Here is a 21,286-nt window from a genome sequence, read left to right on the forward strand (position 1 = left end):
TTTTTGAACTCGATCAGTATTGCTTACGGGGAAAACAATGGCGATCAATGAGAATGTTCCGGGAACGCCTTCAGAGCGCCGCGCCGCCGGCAAGATGCGTTCCTCCCTGCATCCGCTGCACGAGGCCGCTCTCCGCCTCGCCGAACTCGGCCTGCAGCGGCCAAAGGCGAAGTCCGCGAAGACCCGGGATCTCATCAATCTTCTGCTTTGCCATGGCGCCCGCGCCTGGCGCTATTCCCAACCTGAGGCGCGCATCCACCTGCATGTGACCTCGCCGGACGGCAGTGCGCCGGTGCAACTGCGCCTGCGTTAAACTGCAGAGCGTCCGACAGGACGCACTATCGCTTTCAATCTACTGAGGCCCCGAAGATCGATTCCGGTTTTCGGGGTCTTGCGTTAGAGCAGTCCGAGTTCCGTAAGTTCGCGGCGAAGATCGGCCGGCATTTCGGTAATGCCGGCACCGAGGCTCATCAGGTCGCGCGGCACGTCGTCCTGTGTGTAATAGCGCCAGCCCTGGAAGGGGCGCTTCGGCTGTACGGCCGTCTCGATGACCTCGGGACCGAGCACCAGATGGCAGCGAGAAATCCCCTCGCCGTCCGTAAAGGTCTTGATGTCGAGCAGCTTCTGACGCGCCTGCACCTGGCCCTTGATCACCCAATAGAGCGAGCCGCCGTCAAGCAACTCCTCGACGCGCTTCGGCACCATGCGTGTCGTGTGAACCGAATGCGGCTCAAGGCCGGTGGCTATGGCGCGCAGCGACCGCTCCGCCACCCATTCGCGCAGATCGTCTATCGAGTCGGCGCCGACACAGAGTTTGATGAGATGCAATGCCATGCTGCCGTTGAAATCCTTTTGGCAGCGAGCGTCAAGCGTCTAAAGCAGTTCCAGGAAAAGTGTGAAGCGGTTTTCCCTGGCAAAGCGCGCAGCGTTTTTGCCAAGCAAGCGCAAAGCGCTTTTGCCGGGAATTGCAACAAGAACTTAGAGCGGTTCTGCGCTCGCGTGAAGCGCTAAGCCGCTCCTACGCACGCGTCCACAAACTCAGCATTCGACGACGTTGACGGCAAGGCCGCCGGTCGAGGTTTCCTTGTATTTCTCGCTCATGTCGTGGCCGGTCTGGCGCATCGTCTCGATGCAGGCGTCAAGCGGTACGAAATGTTGGCCGTCGCCCTTGACGGCGAGTGACGCCGCGGTGACCGCCTTGACCGCACCGAGTGCGTTGCGCTCGATGCAGGGAACCTGCACGAGACCCGCGACCGGATCGCAGGTCATGCCGAGATGGTGCTCCAGCGCAATCTCGGCGGCGTTCTCGATCTGCTCCGGCGTGCCGCCCATGACGGCCGCAAGGCCGGCGGCGGCCATGGCGGCTGCGGAGCCGACCTCGCCCTGACAGCCGACCTCGGCGCCCGAGATGGAGGCATTGTGCTTGATGATGCCGCCGATGGCAGCCGCCGTCAGCAGGTAATCGCGGATGCCTTCCTGGTCCCAGTCCTCGTGAAAATGCTCGTAGTAACGGATCGTCGCCGGAATGACGCCGGCCGCCCCGTTGGTCGGTGCAGTCACGACACGCCCGCCGGCGGCGTTCTCCTCGTTGACCGCCATCGCATAAACGCTCAGCCAATCGTTGGCGAGCAGCGGGTTAATGCGGTTGCTGCGCCACTCCTCCTCCAGTTTGTCGTGGATCTTGCGGGCGCGGCGCTTGACGTTGAGGCCGCCGGGCATGATGCCATCGACCTTAAGACCGCGCTCGATACAGGAGCGCATTGCCTCCCAGATGCGGTCGAGCCCCTGGTCGAGCTCCTCGCGCGAGCGCTGGCTCTCCTCATTCGCCCGTTTCATCTGCGCGATCGAAAGCCCGGAGCGCTCTGCCATGTCGAGCATCTGCTTGGCGGTCGAGAAGGGATAGGGAACACGCGCTCCGCTGGCCGCGTTCTTTTTCGCCCGCATCTGTTCCAGCTCGGTGTCGGTAACGACGAAGCCGCCGCCGACCGAATAATAGATGCGCTTGAGGAGCAGCCGGTCGTCCTTGTCATAGGCCGAGAAGGACATGCCGTTGGCATGGCCGGGCAGCGGCTGTTTTTTGTCGAAGATCAGGTCGGTCTTCGGTTGGAACTGATAGGAAGGATGGCCCGCCGGCGTGATGCGACCGGTGCGTTCCACCGTGTCGATGATGCCGTCCATCTTGTCGGGATCGACGCTGTCGGGCGCCTCGCCCATCAGCCCGAGAATGACCGCCCTGCCCGTGCCGTGCCCGATTCCGGTATGGGCGAGCGAGCCGTGCAGGCTGACCTTGATCGCGGCGATCTGCGCGCCCGATGACGGACGCGGCCATTCGCTCGACAGGATCAGTTCGAGAAACCGGTTGGCGGCGGACATCGGACCCATCGTGTGCGAGCTCGACGGCCCGACACCGATCTTGAAGACATCGAATACCGAAAGAAACATGGATGCGCCTTTTGAATACGAGAATGCAAGCTTAAGCGAGGCCCGCTCCAGACCTGCGCGATTGACCGACATAGCATGGAGCCGATGCGACATTCACGCAGCAGACTAAAACCAAGTGACCCGCCTTACCAGTCATTGCAGCATTTCAATGCATATGTAGAGTGGCGCGCGTTCATGCGGAGACTGAATCACTGATGACGACGGCGGACTACATCGCTCTGGCCTTCTTTGCCTGTATGTGGGTGGGCTATTCCTGGCTGCTGCAGGGCCGCACTTTCTTCGGGCGCACCAGCCTGACGCATGCGATGATTGAGCGGCGGCGGGAATGGATCTACAATTCGCTGCGTCGCGACCTGAAGATGATCGATACGCAGATCATGGCCGGCCTGCAGAACGGCACCGCCTTCTTCGCCTCGACCTCGATCTTCGCGATCGGCAGCTGCTTTGCCCTGCTTGGCGCGACGGAAAAGGTCGATGCCGTTTTCGCCGACCTTCCCTTCGTCCTCCACGGTGGCCACGCCGCCTTCGAACTCAAGGTTGGAGGGCTCGCCGCGCTTTTCGGCTATGCCTTCTTCAAGTTCGGCTGGTCCTACCGGCTGTTCAACTACTGCACCATCCTTTTCGGCTCGATCCCGATGCTGCGCGAGGCCGAGAGCGATGTCATCGCCGCCGAGCGGGCCGCCGAACGGGTCATCCGCATGAACGTCATCGCTGCCAGCAACTTCAACGAAGGCCTCAGGGCAATCTTCCTGTCGATCGGTTATCTCGGCTGGCTCATCAACCCTTATGTCTTCATGGTGACGACCTCCATCGTCATCTTCGTGCTCGCACGCCGGCAGTTCTTCTCGGAAGCGCGTCTGGCGATCATGGATGTCGGTTCGCCATCAAATCTCCACCTTTCTGCTATTCGCCGCGATATGCCGTCGCGCGACGGAAATGATTTGCCCGAGGGCTTCTGATGACATTGCCGGCAATTGAAGCCGATGCGGCGGCGAGACCGCCACGCATCGGTCTGTTGGATACCGCGCGCGGGGTCGCGCTGATCGCCATGGCCACCTACCATTTCAGCTGGGACATGGAGTTCATGGGCTATCTTGCGCCGGGCACGGCCGAGACCGGATGGCTGAAAATCTATGCCCGGGCGATCGCCACGACGTTTCTCTTCATCGTCGGCATCAGCCTGGCGCTTTCCAGCACACCCGAAGTGCGCTGGCCCTCCTTCTGGAAGCGGTTCGGCATGATTGCCGCCGCAGCCGCGCTCATCTCGATCGCCACGCGCATCGCAATGCCGAATGAGTGGATCTATTTCGGCATCCTGCATTGCATCGCGGTGCTCACGCTCATCGGCGTCGTTTTCGTAAGGCTGCCGCTGGCTTTCACGCTGATCGCCACCGTCGGTCTTCTTGCCGCCTGGCTCATCGATAATTTCGGAACCCCGGGACTGCTTCGATCGTCTTTCTTCGATCCCAGATATCTTGCCTGGATCGGCCTTGCCGAGATGCCGGAACGCTCCAACGACTACGTCCCGCTCTTTCCATGGGCAGCGCCGTTTTTCGCAGGACTGAGCTTTGCCTCGATCGCGCTGAGAACCCGGCTTGCGCACCGGCTTGCGGCTCTGGGCACCGGCTCCTGGTGGACGGCAAGGCTTGGCCGTCACAGCCTTGCCTTCTACCTCGTTCACCAGCCGGTTTTGATCGCCATCGCCTACGGGCTTTCCCTTGCGGTCCCGCCGCCGAAGCCAGATCCGGTCGAAACTTACCTAAAGCAATGCAACGCCGCTTGCGTGATGCAGCAAGGCGAAGCGCTCTGCCGCAGCTTCTGCCAGTGCACGCTGCAGAAATTGCAGACGCAAAGCCTGCTGACGCCATTGCAGGCGGGGACGATCGACATCGAAAACGATGAGCGAGTCCAGACGATCGCTGCCGAATGCAGCGCCGAGGCGCAATAAAAGCCGGCGCCGCTTGGCGGAAGTTTTCAGGTGGTGACGCCGATTTCGGCGAGGCGGCCGAGGCAGGCCTCTTCGATATTGTCGAGTTCGGTCAGCGTGTCGTCGATGTCCTTGCGCTTCTGGCGCAGGTCCTCGCGCTTCTCGTCGACGCGTTTCATCAGCAGCTTCAGCTGGCCGAGTTCGCCCGGAGGCTCCTTGTAGACCTGGATGATCTCGCGGATTTCGGCAATGGTGAAACCGATGCGCCGGCCGCGGAGGATCTCGCCGATAAGCCGCCGGTCGGCGGGCCGGAAGAGACGGGTGCGCCCTCTCCGCTCCGGATGGATAAGTCCCTCGTCTTCGTAGAAGCGGAGCGTGCGCGTGGATACGCCGAATTCGCGCGTCAGCTCCGTTATGCTATAATATTTGTTCACCGGCATGTGTTCCCCGTCTGCGCAGGTCATAATATTGACTTTTACGTAATAGTCAATTTCGGCAGCCGGTCAGATGCCAAACCACCAGGTTGCGATGCCGAGGAAAGCGAAGAAACCGGTACAGTCGGTCACCGTCGTGACGAAAACGGATGAGGCGATCGCCGGATCGGCTCCCATCTTGTCGAGCAGCAGCGGCAGGAGAATGCCGGCAAGGGCGGCCGCCATCAGGTTGATGATCATCGCCGCCGCGATCACCCCCCCGAGCTGATAGTCGTGGAACCAGGTGCCGGCAATCGCGCCCATGATCGTCGCGAAGATAATGCCGTTCAGGATGCCGACGCCTGCCTCTCTGCGGATGATACGGCCGGCATTGTAGATGTCGAGATCGCGGGTCGCGAGCGCGCGCACCGTCACCGTCATCGTCTGCGTGCCGGCATTGCCGCCCATCGAGGCGACGATCGGCATCAGCACCGCAAGCGCGATCATCTTTTCGATCGAAGCGTCGAACAGGCCGATGACGCTTGCCGACAGCATCGCCGTGCCGAGATTGATCAAAAGCCACAGGAAACGCGAGCGCGCCGTCGAGAGCACGTTGTCGGACAGTTCTTCGTCGCCGACGCCGCCGAGGCGCTTGATGTCCTCGTCCGCCTCTTCATGAATGACGTCGACGACGTCGTCGATGGTCAGCACGCCGACCAGCCGGCCGTTCTCGTCGACGACGGCGGCGGAGAGAAGGTCGTATTGCTCGAAGAGCTGGGCCGCCTCTTCCTGGTCCATTTCCGCCGGGATCGGATGGTTCGTCTCCCGCATGATCTGTTCGATCTTCGTCTGCCGTTTGGTACGCAGGATCTGGTCGAGATCGACGGCGCCAAGCAGCTTGAAGGTCGGATCGATGACGAAGATCTGCGAAAAGGAATAGGGCAGATCCTCCTCGTCGCGCATATAGTCGATCGTCTGTCCCACCGTCCAGAATGGCGGCACGGCGACGAATTCCGTCTGCATGCGGCGTCCGGCCGAACTTTCGGGATAGTCGAGCGCCCGGCGCAGCCGCACCCGCTCTGTGAACGGCAACTGGGCCAGAATCTCTTCCCGGTCCTCCTTGTCGAGGTCTTCGAGAATGTAGACCGCATCGTCCGAATCGAGCTCGCCGATCGCCGCTGCGATCTGCTCGTTCGGCATCTGATCGACGATTTCGCGGCGGATCGCCTCGTCGACCTCGGTCAGCGCCGTCATGTCGAAATCGTCGCCGAGCAAACGCACCAGCGCCAGGCGCTGATCCGGCTGGATCGATTCCAGCAGGTCGCCTATTTCGGATTCATGCAGGCGGGCAACGTTCTGGCGCAGGAACAGCGTATCGCGGTCGGCGATCGCGGCGCCGACGAGCGCCAGGAAATCGCTGCGGACATTGCCGTCCTCGTCGTAGATGTCGGCTTCCTCGTCATCGGGACGCCTGCGAATGCGGTCTTCCCCGTCGGTCGTCGTCATCTGCCGCCTCGCACCTGGTTCGAATTTCAACGACTGCCGCCGCCATTCGCAAATGTCGGCCGAAAACACATTGTCAACAAGCGGATAAGTCAATCCCGCGCGAGCTTGCCGCAGTCGGAATCCCTGCACCTGCTAGCTCAAACCATCCTTGCCGTAAAGCCGCAACCCATGCTTCGTGATGACAATGCCTGCGGCCAGCGATAGTTTCCGCAGCCGTCCAAGCGAAGAAAGCCAGCCCCATGCCCATCCGTCCGATCCTGCGCTATCCCGATCCCGGTCTGAAGACAGTCTGCGCGCCGGTGACGGCCTTCGATTCGTCGCTCGCCACGCTCGCCGACGACCTGCTGGCGACGATGCGCGCCGCTCCCGGCGTCGGCATTACCGCCGCTCATATCGGCGTCTTTCGCCGTGTGACGGTGCTGGAGCTCGACAAGACTGACGGCGTGCGCCTCTACGTCAACCCGGAGATCACCTGGTTTTCGAAGGAGACGATGAGCCATGCGGAAGGCAGCGTCTCCATGCCCGGCGCGACCGATGAGGTGACGCGCCCGCGGGCGATCCGCTTCCGCTATCAGGATGGCGAGGGTGGCGTGCACGAAGATGCCGCCGAAGGTTTCCTCGCCATCTGCATCCAGCATGAGATCGATCAGCTCGACGGCATTTTCTGGCTGCAGCGCCTCTCACGGCTGAAGCGCGACCGTCTGGTGAAGAAATGGGAGAAGACGCAAGCGTGAGAAATCGCTGCGCGCCCGAACCATTGGCCGTTCGTTGCGTTCTCAAAAGAGAAAACAAGGAGCGACGGCAATGGCAAGGATCGAAGACAAGCCCCCTCTTCCAGGTGAGAAGCCCAGGGTTTCCAGAGATAGGTTGGAACTTTCCCGCGAGGAAGATTACCGCGACCTCGAGGAACGCAATCTTGACGATGGCTGGCCCTATGCCGACGGCACCAGCACCGACGGTCCGGGAAACCGCCCTTATGGCGAGACCGCGGCCAATTTCGATACTGATCCCAACACAGGCTTTCGGCTCGACGGCATCGACAAGGATGGAAACGAGAATCGCCTGAAGGATTCGCTTCGCGCCGGTATGATCGATCGGGATGAAAGCGATGATCTGGAAGCGCGGGTTACCGAAAACCTGGAAAACATTCCCGACGTCGACATAAACAGCATTGATGTCCACGCCGACGGCCACGTGGTGACCCTTGAGGGTTCCGTCGAGACGATCGGCATTGCCCGCAAGGTCGAACTCGGTGCGCTTTCGGTAGACGGTGTTCACCATGTACGCAACAAGCTGCAGCTGACAGGTGTTGACGCGCATATCCCGAACGAGGACTGAGCCATTTCACAGAAAAACCACAGCGGGAGGCCGGCCGCCGCCTCCCGAATGGCTCTCCAATATTACAAAAAGTTAATCAATTTCCGATTGTAGCGAGCGCTATTTTGTGCGTGTCGCCTTTGCCCTTTTTACTTAGGCGGCTGTCGTAACGAAAACGTCAAATTCGTTGACAAGACTGTGATTTCATTTGAACAAAAGGCCGAATGCAAGCCTTTTTCATTTCACAAAATTGCCTGAATTGGGGCGCGAACTTCTCTTCGCCGGGGATGGTTGATGTTGTTGAATTCAACATCAGATTGAGGAGATAAACCATGCGTATCAAAATTGCTCTCGCCGCCTCCCTGTTCGCCGTCAGCCTCGCAGGCGCTGCCTTCGCCCAGCCGACATATTCCGATGACTACACCAACGACAGCGACGGTTTCGCCCCGAGCGCGATGTCAAAGCCCGCCACGGTGCACTACAGCAACCACAAGGCACCGGCCTATTCCAGCGACTACACCAATGACAGCGACGGCTTCGCCCCGAGCGCCATGGCCGGCCCGGCCGTCGACAAGACCGCGACCGCCAGCATCAAGCCCCTGCCCCCATGCCACAGCATGGTCGGCCCGAGTGGCTCCCACACCAAGGGTGCCGACAGTGGGGCCTCCCGCACAGAAGCATGCCGTGCGATGCACTGATGCAGCAATCATGATTAGCTAAAGGAAAGGGTCGGAAGTCGGCCCTTTTTCTCTTCATCCGCTTTGTCGTCTCAGAAGACGAATGGAACGAGCCGGTAACGGGTCGTGGCCATGAAGCTTACATATGCGGGATCCTGCTTGAGCAGACGCTCTTCAGCGAGAAGGCGAAAACATTGCGCAGCGAGGGCAGTTGCATAGACGGTAAAATTCCAAAAGCTCGGATGGACCAGGAAGAAGCCGATATGCGTTAGCAGATACCCGGCATACATCGGATGGCGGACGAACTTGTAGGGGCCGCCGATCTTCACGCCGCGATTGGCCGGCACCAGCCCGAAGCTTCGCAGCAGGGTTAGCTTTGCCGAGATTTGCAGGGCCAACCCGAATGCCATGGCCATCACGCAAAGCGGGATCGGCGCAAGCGGCTGCGACTCGGAAGGCGAGACGAGCAGCGGGAAGACGGTGCCGACGGCGGTGAGCATCCAGTCGAATAGACGCAGAGACGCATTTCTCGTCGGCCGGCGTGTCAGAATGAGCAAGGCGGCGGCGGCCTCTGAAACAATCAGCAGGCAGTCGATAATCGCCCGGTTGTCCTGCATCTGGGGCAAAACACGGATGACGATGGCGACGAAGAAATAGCCGATCAGGACCTTCTCGACGATATCGAGAGCGAAATGAACATCGAGGAATGACCAGCTTACCGCCTGTTTTTTCATTGTCCTCAACCACTTTCACATTCTCAGAGCCGGCCTTACCTCTATATTTGCCGCTGCTAATTATGTGTTAAAGCGCTCGCTGAAATCTCACCGAGCAGATGGTCGTGCTTGGCCGACCCGGCTGCACACCGCAGCCGCGATGACAGGCCGGCAGGCTCTGTCACAGGCAATAGCGTTGGATCAGGATGTGCCGCAAGTATCGCCCGGCGAGCGCTCCCGTGAAGGGAGATGGTGCGGTCGAGAAGACTCGAACTTCCACGGGTTGCCCCACAGCGACCTCAACGCTGCGCGTCTACCAATTCCGCCACGACCGCATCGTGGTAGGTGCCGATTTGCGTCGGCGGGGCAGCATGTAGCAAAAGCATTTGGGGTGCACAAGGGCGATATGACAGTTTTTTTCAAAACCTGTCACAGCATTTGAATTGCCCCTGAAACGGGTCCATATAGATCTCCTGCCGCCCCTTTCGGTATTTGGGGAAAGCGGCAAGGAATGGCCATGCTTCGCACTGATCTCGAATTCTCCATGCTACCGAAACTCGGCACTCGCCCGGTGCGCTGGCGCATCGCCGATGGTCTCGTTGCTTACGAAGACGCCGTGGAGACGATGGAACGCGAGGTGGCGGTGATATCAGATGGCGGCGATGAGTTCGTCTGGCTCGTCGAGCATCCGCCGCTTTATACCGCCGGCACCAGCGCCAATGCCAGTGACCTCGTCCAGCCCGATCGTTTTCCTGTTTTTGCGACGGGTCGTGGCGGTGAATATACCTATCATGGGCCGGGCCAGCGCGTTGCCTATGTCATGCTCGACCTGAAGCGGAGGCGCCAGGACGTTCGCGCCTTCGTCGCCGCCCTGGAAGACGTGGTCATCCGCACGCTCGACAGCATGAACGTGCGCGGCGAGCGCCGCGAGGATCGCGTCGGCGTCTGGGTGCGCCGCCCCGAAAAGCTGCCGTTGCCCGACGGAACGATGGCGGAAGACAAGATCGCAGCCCTCGGCATCAGGCTGCGTAAATGGGTGACTTTCCATGGCCTGTCGCTCAACGTCGATCCCGATCTCGATCATTTCGGCGGCATCGTGCCCTGCGGAATATCGGGTTACGGCGTCACCAGCCTCGTCGATCTCGGCCTGCCTGTCATGATGTCGGATGTCGATATCCGGCTGCGCGCCGCTTTCGAGGAGGTTTTTGGCGAAACGGCAAACGAAGTCTGATCTCGCGGTTGCTCGGCTTGATTTGCCGCGCATTCCGATGATTGATGGCGTCACCCCCTCAAGAATCGGTCGCCATGTCAGAGCATTCAGTCCATCAAAATTCCCTGCAGGGCATGGCGATCATGTCCGGCGCCATGCTCATCCTGCCGACCATGGATGCCATCGCCAAATACATGGCGACCTTCGAGGCAATGTCGCCGGGCCAGGTCACTTTCTACCGATTCTTCTTCCAGATTGCCTGCACCCTGCCGATTCTTTTCGCCCTTTTCGGCGCGAAGGCGCTTTCGGCCAAGCGGCCCTGGATGAACCTTTTGCGCGGCGTGCTGCACGGGGCTGCGAGCCTGCTGTTTTTCGTCGCCGTCAAATACATGCCGCTTGCTGATGTCTTCGCCATCTATTTCGTCGAACCCTTCATGCTGACCGCCATGTCGGCGCTGTTTCTCGGCGACAAGGTCGGCTGGCGGCGCTGGATGGCGATCGTCGTCGGCTTCGGGGGCGCAATGATCGTCATCCAGCCGAGCTACGAGATCTTCGGCCTGAAGGCGTTGCTGCCGGTCGCCTGCGCCTTTCTGTTCTCGCTTTATCTGTTCCTCAACCGGGCGATCGGCGAGGCCGATTCGCCGCTGACCATGCAGACGATGGCCGGCATTGGTGGAACGGCCTTCATGGCTGCTGTGCTTATCATCGGAAGCGGTTCCGGCAGTGCCGATTTTGCCATCTCCCTGCCCTCCTCCGTTCTCGGCCTGATCCTGCTTCTCATCCTCGGCTCGATTTCGGGATATGCGCATATGCTGGTGGTTAGGGCCTTCCGGCTCGCGCCGCTGTCGCTGCTTGCGCCGTTCCAGTATTTTGAGATCATCTCGGCGACCGTGCTCGGCTATGCGCTGTTCAACGATTTCCCGAGTTTCTCCAAATGGATTGGCATTTTCATCATCGTCGCTTCCGGCCTCTTCATTATCTGGCGCGAGCGGCTGCAGGCACGATCGTTAAAATCTTCCCCACCCGGCAAATACGGGGTTAACTCCCCTTCTTGAGGGATCGTCAATTCGCAGACGGTAAAACAATCTCCGGCTTCATGATGAGGCCTGGAGTTAAAACATGAGCGAATTCCGTCTCGCTTTTCCGGCCTGTGTCGTGGCCGGTAAGCATCGGCTGACGGCCGAAGATATAGTGCTGCTGCGCAAACATGCCTTTCCCGAAGGTATCCGGACATCCCAGGATGTCGTGACCATGTTGGCGCTCAACAATTCCTGCCCCGAAAAATGTGCCGAGTGGAATGCCTTCTTCGTGGAGCAGCTCGCCGGTTTCATCGTCAATTACACCTATCCGCAGGGCTCGCTTGATGAAATCAACGTCGCCTGGATCATGCGCATGTTCACGACCGATGGCGTCGTCAACTCGGCGCTGGAGCTCGAGCTCATTCTCCACGTCATGGAGATTTCCACCGATGTCCCGGGCGAACTGAGGGCGCTCGTCCTCGATCAGCTTCGGCTGGCGATCACGGACGGCATCGGCGGTTACAAGCTGTCACGCGCCGTCGACCGCAGGAGCATCACGCGCCAGGATGTCGATTTCGCGATGCGCGTCTTCAGAGGCATCTCCGCAGGCGGCGTCATCGCCGTCTCGCCGGCCGAATTTGGGGTGCTCCAGCAGATCGAGCAGGCAACGCTGCCCAGTGCGAATCATCCGCACTGGAACGGCATCATGGCCGCCGTCGAGCTGCGCGACCGTCCCGAGCAGCGGCGCAGCCGCTGGCTGCGCATCGTTGACGAGGAACCCGTCTGGGAAGCCGCCGTCGCCTGACGCCTCGAAGCGCGACCCGCCTCAAGCCTGATTGTGCGTTCCGGTGTTTTGTGCGTAAAACTTCGGAACGCATTTCTGGGTGGAGTCTCGATGTTCAAGAAAATCCTGATCGCGAACCGCGGCGAGATCGCCTGCCGCGTGATCAAGACTGCGCGCCGCATGGGCATTTTGACCGTTGCGGTCTATTCGGATGCTGATCGGGACGCATTGCATGTCGAGATGGCCGACGAGGCCGTTCATATCGGCCCTCCGGCGGCCTCCGAGAGTTATCTCGTTGCTGAAAAGATCATCGCCGCCTGCAAGGCGACCGGCGCCGAGGCCGTGCATCCCGGCTACGGATTCCTCTCCGAACGCGCCTCCTTCTGCGCTGAATTGGAAAAGCAGGGCATCGTCTTCATCGGACCGAAGCCGAAGGCCATCATGGCGATGGGCGACAAGATCGAATCGAAGAAATTCGCCAATGCCGCCGGCGTCTCCACCGTGCCTGGCCATCTCGGCGTCATCGAGGACGCCGCCCATGCGGAAGTGATCGCGGGCGGGATCGGCTATCCCGTCATGATCAAGGCCTCGGCCGGCGGCGGCGGCAAGGGCATGCGCATTGCCTGGAACGAGGCGGAAGTGCGCGACGGCTTCGAGCGCGCCCGCTCGGAGGCGAAAAGCTCCTTTGGCGACGACCGCGTCTTCATCGAGAAATTCGTCGTCGAGCCGCGCCACATCGAGATCCAGGTGCTGGCCGATGCGCATGGCAACGTCGTCTATCTCGGCGAACGCGAATGCTCGATCCAGCGGCGGAACCAGAAGGTGGCGGAAGAGGCGCCCTCGCCCTTCCTCGACGAAAAGACCCGCAAGGCCATGGGCGAACAATCGGTGGCGCTGGCGAAAGCCGTCGACTACCAGAGCGCCGGCACGGTCGAATTCATCGTCGACCGCGATCGCAATTTCTATTTCCTCGAGATGAATACCCGCCTGCAGGTCGAGCATCCCGTGACCGAACTCGTCACCGGCATCGATCTTGTCGAGCAGATGATCCGGGTCGCAGCCGGCGAATCGCTCCCTTTCGCGCAGGAGGACATCCGGCTCGACGGCTGGGCGATCGAGAGCCGGCTCTATGCAGAAGACCCCTACCGCAACTTCCTGCCGTCGATCGGCCGCCTGACGCGCTATCGCCCGCCGGCCGAAGGTCGGACCGGCAATGTCGTCGTCCGCAACGATACCGGCGTCTTCGAGGGTGCTGAAATCTCGATGTATTACGATCCGATGATCGCCAAGCTCTGCACCTGGGCGCCGACGCGAAGCGAGGCGATCGACGCCATGGGCCGCGCGCTCGACGGCTTCGTCGTCGATGGCATCGAGCACAATGTTCCATTCCTGTCGGCGCTGATGAAACATCCGCGCTGGCGTGAGGGCCGGCTTTCCACAGGCTTCATTGCCGAGGAATATCCTGACGGCTTCGCGCCGATGAAGCCGGACGGAAAGGAGGAGGCAGTCCTTTCAGCCATCGCCCTCTCCGCCTTCCTGATCGAGACGAATCGCCGCGAGCGTTTTTCAGATCGCCTGCGCGCCGCATCGGGCGCGTTGCGCGAGGATTGGGTGGTCAAAACAGGCGAAAACCACGTCGCTGTCAGATTGCTCGACGGCCTCGTCACCATCCCCTTCGATATGGAGATGGCGATCGAGCGCGAACATTCAGGTGTTGTCACCGATTGGAGACCGGGCGATCCGGTCTGGAGCGGTAAGGTCGGCGGTCTCGATGTCACCGCGCAGATCCGTCCCGTTCTCAACGGCTTGCGCATCGACTGGCAGGGACTTTCGGTGACCGCCAAGGTCTTTTCGCCGCGTCATGCTGAACTCGACAGGCTGATGCCGGTGAAGCTTCCGCCCGATACGTCGAAGCTCCTGCTGTGCCCGATGCCAGGCCTCGTCGTTGCCATCGCGGTTGCCGAGGGTCAGGAGGTCAAGGCCGGTGAGACGCTGGCGGTCGTCGAGGCGATGAAGATGGAAAACGTGCTGCGCGCCGAACGCGATCTCGTCGTCTCGAAGATCAATGCCGCGCCCGGCGAAAGCCTGGCCGTCGATGCCGTCATCATGGAATTCGCCTGAGGCAAAAGTGGCAAGCCGGACCGCTCGATGACATCAACAAGGCTGCGAGCTGACGCAGTCCGGATCTCTATTCGCAACTTAAAGCTTGTTTTGACCGTATATGGATTTGCTAAAGAACTGGAAGTTGAAACTACGATACGGAAAGCTGAAAACTGCTTTCCGCCATTTCACCGTTATTGCAGACGGAGAGGTCATAACCTCCAACTCGGATTTCCGTACAACGGCGGGCTCGGCAGCCTTCTTTACCATACAGGTTTGGGCGACCGACGATGACCAAGCTGTTGATATGATCGTGACGATTGGTCGGGATTTGGGATTTAGCGCGTCCGGGCGAATCTATATTTACTCGACCGAACCGCAGCAGCCTCCGACAGAGGCTCCTCATGCGTACGGCTTGAACTTTCATCAGTACCTTCGCGGAGATTAGCAAAACAGGAGCAGCCATTTCCGCGCTTGAAGTCAGCGTTCCCGTCGTACATATACGAAAACCTCAAGCTCATGCATTCCGGCGAGAGCACCCGCAACGTGGTTTTATCGATGGCTCCGACGACTTACACGACCGACCTCAAGGGTCTCGACGAGTTCTCCGCGCGCGAACTTTACGACCTTCTGAGAATGCGCGTCAACGTTTTCGTCGTCGAACAGAACTGTCCCTACCCGGAACTTGATGGCAAGGACGTCGATGCCCTGCATCTGCGGCTGCTGGACGGCGGCGAACTGCTCGCCTCTGCGCGGCTGCTGAAACCGCACAGTGCGCAGGATCCGTCAAAGATCGGCCGCGTCGTCGTCTCCCCCGCCCATCGCGGAAAGCGCCTCGGCGGTGCATTGATGAGCGAAGCGGTCGCCGCCTGCGCGCGGCTTTTTCCGGCAAACCCCATTGCGCTGTCGGCGCAGGCCCATCTGCGCCGCTTCTACGAATCCTTCGGCTTTATCGGCACGTCTGAGGAATATCTGGAGGATGGCATTCCCCATATCGATATGGTCCGCCAGCCGGTCACTCAACCGGCATGAGGATATCGCCATGATCTACGTCGATGCCGACGCCTGCCCGGTGAAGCCGGAAGTCCTGAAGGTCGCTGAGCGCCATGGCCTGGAGGTCACCTTCGTTGCCAATTCCGGCCTGCGTCCCTCGCGCGACCCGATGGTCCACAACGTCATCGTCTCCAACGCCTTCGACGCCGCCGACAATTGGATCGCCGAGCGCGCCGGCTCGGGCGATGTCGTCGTCACCGCAGATGTGCCGCTTGCCGTGCGCTGTGTTGCGGCCGGCGCTTTTGTCAGCGGCCCGACGGGCCGCGTCTTCGATGAGACCAATATAGGCATGGCGAGCGCCATGCGCGATCTCGGCGCGCATCTGCGCGAAACCGGCGAGAGCAAAGGTTATAATGCTGCCTTCAGCCCTAGGGATCGCTCACGTTTCCTCGAAACTTTCGATCGCCTCTGCCGACGCGCCAAGAGCCATTCACAGAGTGCCGACAACACGCAATAGCTTCCAGGCGCCGGCCACAAAGGCCCGCAAGAAACGGGTGGCAAGGCAGCCATGCCAATTCCTACCTTGAACACGGCCGTTCCCTCACTCATATAGTCTTTATCGCAGACGACTGCGGCATCCTGAGGATGCAACTGTCGCGGGGACGGCCTCGCTCTTTGAACAAGGAGAGTCGTATGGCCTGGTTTCTGCTTTTTCTTGCTGGTCTTTTCGAATGTGGGTGGGCCGTCGGCCTTAAATATACCGATGGCTTTACGCGGCCGCTGCCGACGGCGCTGACTGTTATATCCATGGTGGTGAGCGTCGTGCTGCTCGGTCTTGCCGTGAAGCACCTGCCGATCGGCACCGCCTACGCGATCTGGACCGGCATCGGCACGGTCGGCACCGTGCTTCTCGGCGTCTGGCTGCTCGGCGATTCGGCAAGTGTCTCCCGCCTTGCCTGCATCACATTGATCGTCGCTGGCATCGCCGGCCTCAAGCTTACCGCTTGATCAGAAAAACACCGCGGGGCGCCGAAGCGCCCCGCAGCCTATATGCATCAGGCCGTCTTGCGGTTGTCGACAGCAAAAGCGCCGGGACCGGAGAAGAACAGATAGAGGAAAACGAAGCAGAACAGGATTGCGGCGTCGCCCTGGTTGACGGCCGGGAAGAAGCTGTTCGGGGCATGCGCCATGAAATAGGCGACCGCCATTTCACCGGCGAGGAGGAAGGCAATAGGGCGCGTCAGCAGGCCGACGAGAATAAGAAGGCCGCCGACCAATTCCAGAAGTGCTGCGACAAGCATCAGCGGCGGCAGTGAGCCGGGCATTGCCTCGATCGGGAAACTGAAAAGCTTCATCGTGCCGTGCTCGATGAAAAGCAACGCGGCGATGATTCTGAGAGCGGCCAGCCCATAGGGGCGATAGGCAGAAAGACGCTCGAAAGTTGACATTAAACCTCTCCTTTAAAAGACTAAGAGCCGAGCGTTAACTTGTCCTCGACAAGGATTGAACACACGGATCGCTGACGGCCGTTCACTTTTTCGACAGTAGGTGAACACCCGATCGCGCAGGTTTATTCGGTGGAAAACGTCAAAGCGGAATGTTGTCGTGTTTCTTCCAGGGATTGGCGAGATCCTTGTTGCGCAGCATCTTCAGGCCGCGCGCCAGCCGTCGTCTGGTCGAATGCGGCATGATGACCTCGTCGATATAGCCGCGCTCGGCGGCGACGAAGGGCGAGAGAAAACGGTCCTCGTACATTTTCGTATGGGCGGCGATCTTCTCAGGATCGGCGATATCCTTGCGGAAAATGATTTCGACCGCGCCCTTGGCGCCCATCACCGCGATCTGTGCCGTCGGCCAGGCATAGTTGAGGTCACCGCGTAGATGCTTCGACGCCATCACGTCATAGGCGCCGCCGAAGGCCTTGCGGGTGATGACGGTGAGCTTCGGCACCGTCGCCTCCGCGTAGGCGAAAAGCAGCTTGGCGCCGTGTTTGATCAGGCCCCCATATTCCTGCGCCGTGCCCGGCAGGAATCCCGGCACGTCGACGAAGGTGACGATCGGAATGTTGAAGCAGTCACAGAAACGGACGAAACGGGCCGCCTTGCGCGAGGCATCGCTGTCGAGCACGCCGGCCAGCACCATAGGCTGGTTGGCGACGAAACCGACGGTGGAGCCTTCGACACGGCCGAAACCGCAGACGATGTTTTTGGCGAAGCTCTCCTGGATCTCGAAGAAATCCCCCTCGTCCGCCACTTTCCGGATCAGTTCCTTGATGTCGTAAGGCTTGTTGGCGCTGGCTGGCACCAGCGTATCCAACGAATTGTCGGTGTCGGTCACCGACTGGTAACATTCGATTTCCGGCACCGGCGACGTGTTGGACTGCGGCAGGAAATCGATCAGGCGGCGCACCTGTAAAAGCGTCTCCACATCATTGTCATAGGCGCCGTCGGCAATCGAGGAGCGTGTCGTATGCACGACCGCGCCGCCGAGTTCTTCTGATGTCACGGTCTCGTTGGTGACGGTTTTGACCACATCTGGGCCGGTGACGAACATGTAGGAGGAATCGCGCACCATGAAGATGAAATCGGTCATGGCAGGCGAATAGACGTCGCCGCCGGCGCAGGGGCCCATGATGACGGAGATTTGCGGGATGACGCCGGAGGCGAGCACATTGCGCTGAAACACCTCGGCATAGCCGCCGAGTGCCGCAACTCCCTCCTGGATGCGGGCGCCGCCGGCATCGTAGATACCAACGATCGGCGCGCGGTTCTTCAGCGCCATATCCTGCACCTTCATGATCTTCTCGGCATGCGCTTCCGAAAGCGAGCCGCCGAAGACCGTGAAATCCTTGGCGAAGACGAAGACGGTGCGGCCGTTGACCGTGCCCCAGCCGGTGACGACGCCGTCGCCGGCGATACGGCTCTTGTCCATGCCGAAATCGGTAGAGCGATGTTCGACGAACATGTCGAACTCCTCGAAGGAGCCCTCGTCGAGGAACAGATCGATACGCTCGCGCGCCGTCAGCTTGCCGCGCTTATGCTGAGCGCCGATGCGCTCCTTGCCGCCACCGAGGCGGGCAACGCCGCGGCGGCGTTCCAGTTCTTCGAGAATTTCCTTCATGCGATCTCTCCTCGCCGCTAATGCGCTAGCGGCCGCGTCCACTGAGCGAGAATACCGAGCGTATCCGGGCCGCGACGTCCTCGGCCATGATCTCGTCGGCAAGCTTCGGATCGGCGGCGATGCTGTTCACGTCGAAAGCGCTGACGGCGATGACCGAACCGTCTTCGACCGAGGCTGCATCGATGCTGATCTTGGTGACGTTGCGGTCCTTCTGGAAGCCGAGCCCCTTCTGGATGGAAACCACGCGGATCGTCAGCACCACCCGCGGCAGCACGGTATCGCGAACAGTGGCGTTGATCGCAGCGTTGACGCGGTCGTTGATGCCGGCAAGCAATTCGGCTGGCATGTTCGGGCCGGAAAGAACGACGGCGCTTCGCACGTCGTAGATCGGCGCCTCAGGCTTGTTGGCCGAGAGGCTGACGCAGGCCGTGAGCGCGACACAGACGAGCGTGGCTCGGCAAAAACACGACCTCAGCCAATTCATTGCAAAATCCCGCATTCCCCATTGGAGTCGCAGATTTCGTCATAATGTCTGGGAAGGCAATGTGTTTCAGGCGCTTAGGGCGAAAAAAACCTCCGTCGCCGCCTTGAACTCCGCAAAGCGCGCCGCCCGCCGCTCCTCGGCCTCTTCGTCGCGTCCCCAATGCTCGATCGTCCAATCCTCATCGAGATGGGCAAGCGACCATGCCTCCTCCATGGTCACCCGGCCCTCGGCAAAAGCGAGCGCCAGGATCGCCGAGCCGGTCAGCGTCGTGATCGTGTGGAGCGCTGCGAGCTTCAGTGGGCTTTCATGCCGTGCGAGCGTGACGGCAAAGGCGGCGGTCGCCTCGCGCGGCTGCTCGTGATGCATCACGCCTTCGACGAGGATGAAGCGGGCACCGAGATCGTTGGCGGCCCAATCGACAATGGGGTCCCAACGCTCGGCCTGGCGCTCGACCAGAAGTTCGGGCCCATCAGCGCGGTAGCAGAGCAGGTCACTCAAGGAAAAGCGCAGGATATCCTCGAAGGTCGCCTGCGCATTCGAGGCAACGCCATCGAGCGCGGTATTGACGAGCCTCGTTACCGGCATGGTGACGGGGTCGATGACCTCGGCCTGCGCCTCCCATTCGGCGGCAACGAGCCGCGCGAGCGCCCCTGTGGGAACGGCGAGAACCTGGCGCGCCGGCGTGCGCACACTCTTGCCGTCGAGCATGATCGCAAAACCGCCCTCGTGCTCGGCAACGGCAACATCTGTGTAGAAACGCTTCGGCAGCGGCTTCTTCATCTGGATCTGTGCACGGCGGATGGGATCGGGGTGGCTCAGGCCTTCGGAAAGATCGTTCAGCAGGTCGCGCATGGGCTTACCTCAGGAAAAATGGCGCAATAGATCGTTCGGATGATAGGCGATCGCATCGGCGCCGTTGGCGATCAGCTCATCCACGCTGGCATACCCCCAGGCAACGCCGATCGCCTTGGCGCCGGCAGCCTTTGCCATCTGCATATCGTAAATCGCGTCCCCGATGACAATGGTCTCGGCAGCATTCATGCCGGTTTCGTCACAGCATTCCGTCACCATGGCAGGATGCGGCTTGGAAGGGCAATCGTCGGCGGTGCGCGCGACGATGAAATGCTGGTCGAAGCCATGCGTCTCCATCACGAGGTTTAGCCCGCGCCTCGATTTGCCCGTCACCGCGCCGATCAGCAGATCCTCGCGCCCGCTGATCGCGTCGATCATCTCACGAATGCCGGCAAACAGCGGTTCCCGGTAATCGAGATCCTGGCGCACGACCGAAAACAGCGATTTGTAATGCGCCGTCATGTCGACGTCTCCCTGCTCGACATGCGGCCTGCCCTGCATGCGGGCGATCGCAATATCGAGAGACAGGCCGATAATGGCCTTGGTGTCTTCAAATGGCGGTTCCGGCTTGCCGAATTTCTCGAAGGTCCGGCGCATGGTTTCGTGGATCAGCCCGGCACTGTCGACCAACGTGCCGTCACAATCGAAGAGTGCCAGTTTCATTCGTCATCCCTTTCAGCGCCTGCGAGGTCGAGACCGAGAAGGTTCCAGGTCTGCACCATATGCGGTGGCAGTGGCGCGCTGACGCGCAGCCGCCCACCCGAGGGATGCGGGATGTCGATGTGACGGGCGTGAAGATGCAGCTTCTTCTGGATACCGCCAGGGAAAGGCCAGTTCGGATCGTCGTCGAAATATTTCGGATCGCCGATGATCGGATGGCCGATATGCAGCGCATGGACGCGCAGCTGGTGGGTGCGGCCGGTGTAGGGCTCCATCTCCAGCCATGCGAGGTTCTGTGCCGCCGTCTCCAGCACGCGGTAGAAGGAAATCGCGTGATCGGCGCCGTCTTCGCCGTGCTTGGCAATGCGCATGCGGTCGCCATCTGCCGTCGGCTCCTTGACGAGCCACGTCGAGATCTTGTCCTCATGCTTGCGCGGCACGCCCTTGACCAGCGCCCAGTAGGTCTTCTTGGTGTCGCGCTCGCGGAAGGCTGCCGTCAGCTTCTGTGCGGCGCCGCGCGTGCGGGCAATGACCAGAACGCCCGATGTATCGCGGTCGAGGCGGTGGACGAGCCGCGGCTTCTCGCCCTTCGGGCTGGTCCAGGCTTCGAGCATCTGGTCGATATGCCTGGCGACGCCGGACCCGCCCTGCACGGCTAGGCCGGGCGGCTTATTGAGCACGATCACCTTTTCGTCCTCATGCAGCACCATTCGGGAGAGAAGCTCGAAATCACTCGAATGCTTGAGATCCTTGCCGGCGATCGGCCCGGATTTCGCCTTCGCATCAACGTCAAGCGGCGGCACCCGCACCGTCTGGCCGGGCTGCACGCGCGCATCCGATTTCACGCGTCCGCCATCGACGCGCACCTGGCCGGAGCGCAGCAGCTTCTGCAGCGGCCCGAAGCCGAGCCCGGGAAAATGCACCTTGAACCAGCGATCGAGCCGCATGCCCGCTTCATCAGGTTCAATCTTGATATGTTCTATGCCAGCCATAAACGATCTTTCGGAAATTGCTGCGCGGGCCGAGCCGGCGTTCTTGCCGCAGCCTTTAGAGCATTTTCACGCAAAAC

The 21,286-nt window shown here is 60.7% G+C and carries 24 protein-coding genes and 1 tRNA gene; 13 read left to right on the forward strand and 12 right to left on the reverse strand.

Going from position 1 to position 21,286, the window contains the following annotated elements:
• The first annotated feature begins 37 nt into the window (after positions 1 to 37).
• The gene (locus EFQ99_RS12055; RefSeq protein ID WP_126921260.1) at positions 38 to 313 is read left to right on the forward strand and encodes a hypothetical protein; all 276 of its coding nucleotides are present in this window, start codon (positions 38 to 40) and stop codon (positions 311 to 313) included.
• An 83-nt stretch (positions 314 to 396) separates the two neighbouring features.
• Here the strand turns inward: EFQ99_RS12055 and EFQ99_RS12060 are convergent, their stop codons facing one another.
• Positions 397 to 834, reverse strand: coding sequence for a DUF1489 family protein (locus EFQ99_RS12060; RefSeq protein WP_126921261.1), 438 nt, complete (start codon positions 832 to 834; stop codon positions 397 to 399).
• 204 nt (positions 835 to 1,038) lie between these two features.
• A complete protein-coding gene (locus EFQ99_RS12065) occupies positions 1,039 to 2,442 on the reverse strand; it encodes an L-serine ammonia-lyase (protein WP_126921262.1) in 1,404 nt (467 codons plus the stop codon).
• Positions 2,443 to 2,636: 194 nt separating this feature from the next.
• On the opposite strand from EFQ99_RS12065, the gene EFQ99_RS12070 reads away from it, so the two are divergent.
• Both EFQ99_RS12070 and EFQ99_RS12075 read left to right on the forward strand, forming a co-directional pair.
• Positions 2,637 to 3,401, forward strand: a complete 765-nt coding sequence (locus EFQ99_RS12070) for a DUF599 domain-containing protein (RefSeq protein WP_126921263.1) — start codon at positions 2,637 to 2,639, stop codon at positions 3,399 to 3,401.
• The gene (locus tag EFQ99_RS12075) at positions 3,401 to 4,390 is read left to right on the forward strand and encodes a heparan-alpha-glucosaminide N-acetyltransferase (protein ID WP_126921264.1); all 990 of its coding nucleotides are present in this window, start codon (positions 3,401 to 3,403) and stop codon (positions 4,388 to 4,390) included. The genes EFQ99_RS12070 and EFQ99_RS12075 overlap by 1 nt, the downstream gene beginning before the upstream one ends.
• A 26-nt stretch (positions 4,391 to 4,416) precedes the next feature.
• On the opposite strand, the gene EFQ99_RS12080 is transcribed toward EFQ99_RS12075, so the two are convergent.
• On the reverse strand, positions 4,417 to 4,809 hold the full coding sequence (locus tag EFQ99_RS12080) for a MerR family transcriptional regulator (RefSeq protein ID WP_011425479.1): 393 nt from the start codon (positions 4,807 to 4,809) through the stop codon (positions 4,417 to 4,419).
• A gap of 63 nt (positions 4,810 to 4,872) precedes the next feature.
• Positions 4,873 to 6,288, reverse strand: coding sequence for a magnesium transporter (gene mgtE, locus EFQ99_RS12085; RefSeq protein WP_126921265.1), 1,416 nt, complete (start codon positions 6,286 to 6,288; stop codon positions 4,873 to 4,875).
• A 239-nt stretch (positions 6,289 to 6,527) separates the two neighbouring features.
• On the opposite strand from mgtE, the gene EFQ99_RS12090 reads away from it, so the two are divergent.
• The 3 genes from EFQ99_RS12090 to EFQ99_RS12100 all read left to right on the forward strand — a co-directional run bounded on the left by EFQ99_RS12090 (position 6,528) and on the right by EFQ99_RS12100 (position 8,303).
• Entirely contained in the window at positions 6,528 to 7,022 is a 495-nt protein-coding gene (locus EFQ99_RS12090) for a peptide deformylase (RefSeq protein WP_126921266.1), read from the forward strand.
• Between the two features lie 70 nt (positions 7,023 to 7,092).
• Positions 7,093 to 7,626: a BON domain-containing protein gene (locus EFQ99_RS12095; RefSeq protein WP_126921267.1), complete on the forward strand. Its 534-nt coding sequence runs from the start codon at positions 7,093 to 7,095 to the stop codon at positions 7,624 to 7,626.
• 311 nt (positions 7,627 to 7,937) lie between these two features.
• Positions 7,938 to 8,303 carry a hypothetical protein gene (locus EFQ99_RS12100; RefSeq protein ID WP_126921268.1) on the forward strand — a complete coding sequence of 122 codons (366 nt, stop codon included), beginning with the start codon at positions 7,938 to 7,940 and terminating at the stop codon, positions 8,301 to 8,303.
• A 71-nt stretch (positions 8,304 to 8,374) separates the two neighbouring features.
• Here EFQ99_RS12100 and EFQ99_RS12105 read toward each other — a convergent pair whose 3' ends face one another.
• Positions 8,375 to 9,016, reverse strand: coding sequence for a methyltransferase family protein (locus EFQ99_RS12105; protein WP_126921269.1), 642 nt, complete (start codon positions 9,014 to 9,016; stop codon positions 8,375 to 8,377).
• A 229-nt stretch (positions 9,017 to 9,245) separates the two neighbouring features.
• Positions 9,246 to 9,330, reverse strand: a tRNA-Leu gene (locus EFQ99_RS12110).
• A gap of 176 nt (positions 9,331 to 9,506) precedes the next feature.
• On the opposite strand from EFQ99_RS12110, the gene lipB reads away from it, so the two are divergent.
• The 7 genes from lipB to sugE all read left to right on the forward strand — a co-directional run bounded on the left by lipB (position 9,507) and on the right by sugE (position 16,109).
• The gene (gene lipB, locus EFQ99_RS12115) at positions 9,507 to 10,226 is read left to right on the forward strand and encodes a lipoyl(octanoyl) transferase LipB (RefSeq protein ID WP_126921270.1); all 720 of its coding nucleotides are present in this window, start codon (positions 9,507 to 9,509) and stop codon (positions 10,224 to 10,226) included.
• A 44-nt stretch (positions 10,227 to 10,270) separates the two neighbouring features.
• A complete protein-coding gene (locus EFQ99_RS12120) occupies positions 10,271 to 11,260 on the forward strand; it encodes a DMT family transporter (RefSeq protein ID WP_208722745.1) in 990 nt (329 codons plus the stop codon).
• 64 nt (positions 11,261 to 11,324) lie between these two features.
• Positions 11,325 to 12,029 carry a hypothetical protein gene (locus tag EFQ99_RS12125; RefSeq protein ID WP_126921272.1) on the forward strand — a complete coding sequence of 235 codons (705 nt, stop codon included), beginning with the start codon at positions 11,325 to 11,327 and terminating at the stop codon, positions 12,027 to 12,029.
• Positions 12,030 to 12,119: 90 nt separating this feature from the next.
• On the forward strand, positions 12,120 to 14,129 hold the full coding sequence (locus EFQ99_RS12130; RefSeq protein ID WP_126921273.1) for an acetyl-CoA carboxylase biotin carboxylase subunit: 2,010 nt from the start codon (positions 12,120 to 12,122) through the stop codon (positions 14,127 to 14,129).
• 537 nt (positions 14,130 to 14,666) lie between these two features.
• Positions 14,667 to 15,140, forward strand: coding sequence for a GNAT family N-acetyltransferase (locus tag EFQ99_RS12140; RefSeq protein WP_126921275.1), 474 nt, complete (start codon positions 14,667 to 14,669; stop codon positions 15,138 to 15,140).
• 10 nt (positions 15,141 to 15,150) lie between these two features.
• On the forward strand, positions 15,151 to 15,618 hold the full coding sequence (locus EFQ99_RS12145; protein ID WP_126921276.1) for a YaiI/YqxD family protein: 468 nt from the start codon (positions 15,151 to 15,153) through the stop codon (positions 15,616 to 15,618).
• A 176-nt stretch (positions 15,619 to 15,794) separates the two neighbouring features.
• Positions 15,795 to 16,109, forward strand: coding sequence for a quaternary ammonium compound efflux SMR transporter SugE (sugE, locus tag EFQ99_RS12150; RefSeq protein ID WP_126921277.1), 315 nt, complete (start codon positions 15,795 to 15,797; stop codon positions 16,107 to 16,109).
• A 47-nt stretch (positions 16,110 to 16,156) separates the two neighbouring features.
• On the opposite strand, the gene EFQ99_RS12155 is transcribed toward sugE, so the two are convergent.
• From EFQ99_RS12155 to EFQ99_RS12180, 6 genes are all read right to left on the reverse strand, one after another.
• Positions 16,157 to 16,549, reverse strand: a complete 393-nt coding sequence (locus EFQ99_RS12155; RefSeq protein WP_126921278.1) for a DoxX family protein — start codon at positions 16,547 to 16,549, stop codon at positions 16,157 to 16,159.
• Positions 16,550 to 16,688: 139 nt separating this feature from the next.
• Positions 16,689 to 18,221 (reverse strand): acyl-CoA carboxylase subunit beta, encoded by a 1,533-nt coding sequence (locus tag EFQ99_RS12160; protein ID WP_126921279.1) that lies wholly within the window; start codon positions 18,219 to 18,221, stop codon positions 16,689 to 16,691.
• Between the two features lie 25 nt (positions 18,222 to 18,246).
• Positions 18,247 to 18,705, reverse strand: a complete 459-nt coding sequence (locus tag EFQ99_RS12165) for a calponin homology domain-containing protein (protein WP_126921280.1) — start codon at positions 18,703 to 18,705, stop codon at positions 18,247 to 18,249.
• Positions 18,706 to 18,771: 66 nt separating this feature from the next.
• Positions 18,772 to 19,557: an ATP12 family chaperone protein gene (locus EFQ99_RS12170; RefSeq protein ID WP_126921281.1), complete on the reverse strand. Its 786-nt coding sequence runs from the start codon at positions 19,555 to 19,557 to the stop codon at positions 18,772 to 18,774.
• A 9-nt stretch (positions 19,558 to 19,566) separates the two neighbouring features.
• Entirely contained in the window at positions 19,567 to 20,220 is a 654-nt protein-coding gene (locus EFQ99_RS12175; protein ID WP_126921282.1) for an HAD-IA family hydrolase, read from the reverse strand.
• Positions 20,217 to 21,209 (reverse strand): RluA family pseudouridine synthase, encoded by a 993-nt coding sequence (locus tag EFQ99_RS12180; RefSeq protein ID WP_126921283.1) that lies wholly within the window; start codon positions 21,207 to 21,209, stop codon positions 20,217 to 20,219. Before EFQ99_RS12180 ends, EFQ99_RS12175 begins: the two co-directional genes overlap by 4 nt.
• Between the last annotated feature and the right edge of the window lie 77 nt (positions 21,210 to 21,286).

Origin of the sequence: Rhizobium vallis, from assembly GCF_003985155.1 — a bacterium.
Taxonomy (GTDB): domain Bacteria; phylum Pseudomonadota; class Alphaproteobacteria; order Rhizobiales; family Rhizobiaceae; genus Rhizobium; species Rhizobium vallis.

Bases quoted from the DNA above. Each gene is read 5' to 3' on its own strand.
- EFQ99_RS12055 (WP_126921260.1), top strand. From the start codon at position 38: ATGGCGATCAATGAGAATGTTCCGGGAACGCCTTCAGAGCGCCGCGCC.
- EFQ99_RS12060 (WP_126921261.1), bottom strand. From the start codon at position 834: ATGGCATTGCATCTCATCAAACTCTGTGTCGGCGCCGACTCGATAGAC.
- EFQ99_RS12065 (WP_126921262.1), bottom strand. From the start codon at position 2,442: ATGTTTCTTTCGGTATTCGATGTCTTCAAGATCGGTGTCGGGCCGTCG.
- EFQ99_RS12070 (WP_126921263.1), top strand. From the start codon at position 2,637: ATGACGACGGCGGACTACATCGCTCTGGCCTTCTTTGCCTGTATGTGG.
- EFQ99_RS12075 (WP_126921264.1), top strand. From the start codon at position 3,401: ATGACATTGCCGGCAATTGAAGCCGATGCGGCGGCGAGACCGCCACGC.
- EFQ99_RS12080 (WP_011425479.1), bottom strand. From the start codon at position 4,809: ATGCCGGTGAACAAATATTATAGCATAACGGAGCTGACGCGCGAATTC.
- mgtE (WP_126921265.1), bottom strand. From the start codon at position 6,288: ATGACGACGACCGACGGGGAAGACCGCATTCGCAGGCGTCCCGATGAC.
- EFQ99_RS12090 (WP_126921266.1), top strand. From the start codon at position 6,528: ATGCCCATCCGTCCGATCCTGCGCTATCCCGATCCCGGTCTGAAGACA.
- EFQ99_RS12095 (WP_126921267.1), top strand. From the start codon at position 7,093: ATGGCAAGGATCGAAGACAAGCCCCCTCTTCCAGGTGAGAAGCCCAGG.
- EFQ99_RS12100 (WP_126921268.1), top strand. From the start codon at position 7,938: ATGCGTATCAAAATTGCTCTCGCCGCCTCCCTGTTCGCCGTCAGCCTC.
- EFQ99_RS12105 (WP_126921269.1), bottom strand. From the start codon at position 9,016: ATGAAAAAACAGGCGGTAAGCTGGTCATTCCTCGATGTTCATTTCGCT.
- lipB (WP_126921270.1), top strand. From the start codon at position 9,507: ATGGCCATGCTTCGCACTGATCTCGAATTCTCCATGCTACCGAAACTC.
- EFQ99_RS12120 (WP_208722745.1), top strand. From the start codon at position 10,271: ATGGCGTCACCCCCTCAAGAATCGGTCGCCATGTCAGAGCATTCAGTC.
- EFQ99_RS12125 (WP_126921272.1), top strand. From the start codon at position 11,325: ATGAGCGAATTCCGTCTCGCTTTTCCGGCCTGTGTCGTGGCCGGTAAG.
- EFQ99_RS12130 (WP_126921273.1), top strand. From the start codon at position 12,120: ATGTTCAAGAAAATCCTGATCGCGAACCGCGGCGAGATCGCCTGCCGC.
- EFQ99_RS12140 (WP_126921275.1), top strand. From the start codon at position 14,667: ATGGCTCCGACGACTTACACGACCGACCTCAAGGGTCTCGACGAGTTC.
- EFQ99_RS12145 (WP_126921276.1), top strand. From the start codon at position 15,151: ATGATCTACGTCGATGCCGACGCCTGCCCGGTGAAGCCGGAAGTCCTG.
- sugE (WP_126921277.1), top strand. From the start codon at position 15,795: ATGGCCTGGTTTCTGCTTTTTCTTGCTGGTCTTTTCGAATGTGGGTGG.
- EFQ99_RS12155 (WP_126921278.1), bottom strand. From the start codon at position 16,549: ATGTCAACTTTCGAGCGTCTTTCTGCCTATCGCCCCTATGGGCTGGCC.
- EFQ99_RS12160 (WP_126921279.1), bottom strand. From the start codon at position 18,221: ATGAAGGAAATTCTCGAAGAACTGGAACGCCGCCGCGGCGTTGCCCGC.
- EFQ99_RS12165 (WP_126921280.1), bottom strand. From the start codon at position 18,705: ATGAATTGGCTGAGGTCGTGTTTTTGCCGAGCCACGCTCGTCTGTGTC.
- EFQ99_RS12170 (WP_126921281.1), bottom strand. From the start codon at position 19,557: ATGCGCGACCTGCTGAACGATCTTTCCGAAGGCCTGAGCCACCCCGAT.
- EFQ99_RS12175 (WP_126921282.1), bottom strand. From the start codon at position 20,220: ATGAAACTGGCACTCTTCGATTGTGACGGCACGTTGGTCGACAGTGCC.
- EFQ99_RS12180 (WP_126921283.1), bottom strand. From the start codon at position 21,209: ATGGCTGGCATAGAACATATCAAGATTGAACCTGATGAAGCGGGCATG.